Below are 3,604 nucleotides of genomic sequence, written 5' to 3'. Positions count from 1 at the left end.
TAGTGGCTGGCGCGTCTGCTGCAGGAACTGCAGGCACTCACGCTGCCCGCGCCTGTGCCGCCCCAGGCTCCGGCTCCGGTTCCGCCGGCTCCGGTCCCCAGTCCCGAGGTCTTCGTGCCACCGGCACCGGTGGAGCAGGTCACGCCCGACACCACGGGTGTGCCGACCACTCCGGCTCCGACAACGACGACGCCCGTGGCTCCACCCACGACGACGACTCCGAGTCCGACAACGACCACGAACGTCACACCGACGGTGCTCGACGCGCCCGATCAGCCGACGGCGACTGCCGGTGGTAGTAGCTCGTCGGAGAACCGCGACCGCATGTCGGTTCCCTCCGGCGGCAGCTGACCGGTTTTCGCGTCCCTCCCGAACAACGAAGAAGCCCGACACGATGATCGTGTCGGGCTTCTTCGTGCGGAGGTGTCGAAAAAGTCAGCTGTCGAATCCGTCGCCGTGCAAGGCGTCGTTCATCGAGGCGTCCGCGAAACCGCGGCAGTAATCCCAGGTCACGTAGGCGTCGGGCACGGGGTCGTAGGCAGGCTCGTGAGGCCGGACGGTGCCGTCGACCAGGAGCTGCAGAAGGTTGGCCCGCAACATGTCCCAGTCGTGGTAGTGGTCCTGCTGGCAATCCTCGCAGCACACGACCAGTCCGCGAATGCCGCGGTGGCCGAGCAGTGCCTCGTAGACGGCCAGGTCCGCCAGGTCCTCTTCGACGGCCAGGCGCTCCTGAGGATCTAGGGGTTGGCCGGGCTCGATAGCGTCGAGGGCGGCCGACGGGTCGGCTGGGTCTCCGGCGAAGGGATCCGGGGGTAGACCGGGAGGCAGTTGATCGCGCACGCCTCCACGGTACGCAGGACTGGTGGGTCTGCGCCAGCCGTTCGAATGCGACATGCCGGACGCGTCCGCCGCCGACAATGCTGCGGACCGCGATTTCGGTGCTCGAAGGCCACTCACAGCGGGAGGCATTCGCACTGGTTGTGCCCTAGCCGATACCATGGTTCACGGCGCTGAACAGATGAGTGCAAGTGCCGAAACTCCATCCGTTCTCCAATCCCGCACTGCGGTGCGCCTGCGAGCTCTCACCGGCCGCACGCCGCGCCGAAGTGCAACCAGGCTCTAGGGAGGGCCAGATTCGCATGAGTAGTCCCGGAGCCCACGTCCGCACAGGCGGCGACGATCCCAACAAGGTCGCGATGCTCGGCCTCACGTTCGACGACGTCCTGCTGCTGCCGGCCGCTTCGGATCTGATTCCCAGCTCGGTCGACACCTCCAGCCAGATCACCCGCGAGATTCGCCTGCGGGTGCCGCTGGTCAGCTCCGCCATGGATACCGTCACCGAGGCCCGGATGGCCATCGCCATGGCCCGCGCGGGCGGTATGGGCGTGCTGCACCGCAACCTGTCGCTGCAGGATCAGGCGTCCCAGGTCGAGACGGTCAAGCGCTCGGAGGCCGGGATGGTCACCGACCCCGTCACGTGCAAGCCCACCGACTCGTTGGCCGAGGTCGACGCCATGTGTGCGCGCTTCCGTATCTCCGGACTTCCCGTCACCGACGAGACCGGCGCGTTGGTCGGCATCATCACCAACCGCGACATGCGGTTCGAGGTCGATCAGAACCGGCGCGTCGCCGACGTGATGACCAAGGCACCGTTGATCACCGCGCAGGAGGGCGTCACCGCGGAAGCGGCGCTCGGCCTGCTGCGTCGCCACAAGATCGAGAAGTTGCCGATCGTGGATGGCAAGGGCGCACTCACCGGCCTGATCACCGTGAAGGACTTCGTCAAGACCGAGCAGCACCCCGATGCCACCAAGGACCGTGACGGTCGCCTGCTGGTCGGTGCCGCTGTGGGCGTCGGGCAGGATGCCTGGGCTCGGTCGATGGCACTGACCGACGCCGGGGTGGACGTCATCATCGTCGACACCGCGCACGGCCACAATTCGCAGGTACTCGAGATGGTCAGCAAGCTCAAAGCCGAGGTGGGCGACCGCGTACAGGTCGTCGGCGGCAACGTGGCCACCCGCGCGGGCGCACTCGCCCTCGTCGAGGCAGGTGCGGACGCGGTCAAGGTGGGCGTCGGACCGGGATCGATCTGCACCACCCGTGTGGTCGCAGGCGTCGGCGCTCCGCAGATCACCGCAATCCTCGAAGCCGTCGCCGCGTGCAAGCCGCACGGTGTGCCGGTCATCGCCGACGGCGGTCTGCAGTTCTCCGGTGACATCGCCAAGGCACTCGCTGCCGGGGCGTCGACCGCCATGCTCGGATCGTTGCTGGCCGGCACCGCGGAGTCCCCGGGTGAGCTGATTCTGGTGGGCGGCAAGCAGTTCAAGAGCTACCGCGGCATGGGTTCGCTCGGCGCGATGCAGGGACGAGGGGGAGCGAAGTCGTTCTCCAAGGACCGCTACTTCCAGGACGATGTGCTGGCCGAGGACAAGTTGGTGCCCGAGGGCATCGAAGGTCGCGTCCCGTACCGCGGACCGTTGAACCAGGTCATCCACCAGCTCACCGGTGGTCTGCGCGCTGCGATGGGGTACACCGGTTCCACCTCGATCGAGGATCTGCAGAACGCTCAGTTCGTGCAGATCACTGCGGCCGGGCTCAAGGAGAGCCACCCGCACGACATCACGATGACCGCAGAGGCCCCGAACTACACCACCCGATAGTCGCGTCGGCCTTTCCTCGGCCGACTCGATTCGCTCTCGAAGTAGAAAGGTGCGCGCGTGCGCGACCTCGTTGAAATCGGCATGGGCAGAGAAGCCCGCCGCACCTACCAGTTGGACGACATCGACATCGTGCCGTCCCGTCGTACCCGCTCGTCGAAGGAGGTGTCGACGGCATGGCAGCTCGACGCGTACCGCTTCGACATTCCCGTTCTGGCGCATCCGACCGATGCTCTGGTCTCGCCCGAGTTCGCCATCGAGCTGGGTCGCCAGGGTGGGCTGGGGGTCATCAACGGTGAGGGACTGTGGGCGCGCCACTCGGACGTGCAGGCCAAGCTCGATCAGCTGATCCACATCGCCGAGACCGATCTCGATCCCGACGCCCCGATCGCCTTTCTGCAGGAACTGCACTCCGCGCCGATTCGGCCGGATCTGCTGGCAGCAGCGGTCGGTCAGGTCCGTGACTCCGGGGTGACCGTCGCCGTTCGGGTGAGCCCGCAGAACGCTCGCTCGCTCACGCCTGCCCTCGTGGCATCGGGCCTGGATCTGCTGGTCATCCAGGGCACGATCATCTCCGCCGAGCACGTTGCTCACGGTGAGGACGAGCCGCTGAACCTCAAGACCTTCATCGCGGAGCTCGATGTTCCCGTCATCGCCGGCGGCGTGAGCGATCACCGCACCGCACTGCACCTGATGCGCACCGGCGCGGCAGGCGTCATCGTCGGGTACGGCTCGGTCGAAGGTGGCACGACCACCGGTGAGGTGCTCGGTATCGGCGTTCCGATGGCCACCGCCATCGCCGATGCGGCCGCAGCACGTCGGGACTACCTGGACGAAACCGGCGGGCGCTACGTGCACGTCATCGCCGACGGCGACATCACCACCTCCGGTGCCCTCGCCAAGGCCATCGCCTGCGGGGCCGATGCTGCGGTTCTCGGTGCGCA

4 protein-coding genes are annotated in these 3,604 nt (G+C 67.2%); 2 read left to right on the top strand and 2 right to left on the bottom strand.

The features are described 5' to 3' along the window. Both RHBS_RS25660 and RHBS_RS25655 read right to left on the bottom strand, forming a co-directional pair. A partial coding sequence (locus RHBS_RS25660; RefSeq protein ID WP_187298636.1) for a hypothetical protein occupies window positions 1–248 on the bottom strand: 248 nt, incomplete at its 3' end. A 187-nt stretch (window positions 249–435) separates the two neighbouring features. Then, window positions 436–840 (bottom strand): DUF5319 domain-containing protein, encoded by a 405-nt coding sequence (locus RHBS_RS25655; RefSeq protein WP_032378069.1) that lies wholly within the window; start codon window positions 838–840, stop codon window positions 436–438. 299 nt (window positions 841–1,139) lie between these two features. On the opposite strand from RHBS_RS25655, the gene guaB reads away from it, so the two are divergent. Both guaB and RHBS_RS25645 read left to right on the top strand, forming a co-directional pair. Continuing rightward, window positions 1,140–2,663: an IMP dehydrogenase gene (gene guaB / locus RHBS_RS25650; protein WP_183130205.1), complete on the top strand. Its 1,524-nt coding sequence runs from the start codon at window positions 1,140–1,142 to the stop codon at window positions 2,661–2,663. Window positions 2,664–2,720: 57 nt separating this feature from the next. Continuing rightward, a partial coding sequence (locus tag RHBS_RS25645) for a GuaB3 family IMP dehydrogenase-related protein (RefSeq protein ID WP_128646810.1) occupies window positions 2,721–3,604 on the top strand: 884 nt, incomplete at its 3' end.

Origin of the sequence: Rhodococcus sp. BS-15, assembly GCF_000813105.1 — a bacterium.
In the GTDB taxonomy this organism is placed as follows: domain Bacteria; phylum Actinomycetota; class Actinomycetes; order Mycobacteriales; family Mycobacteriaceae; genus Rhodococcoides.
Note: the sequence above shows the minus strand (reverse complement) of the source record. Positions and strands in the feature narration are given on the sequence as shown.

Excerpts from the sequence above, each read along its gene's own strand:
- guaB (WP_183130205.1), top strand. The coding sequence starts at position 1,140 with ATGAGTAGTCCCGGAGCCCACGTCCGCACAGGCGGCGACGATCCCAAC.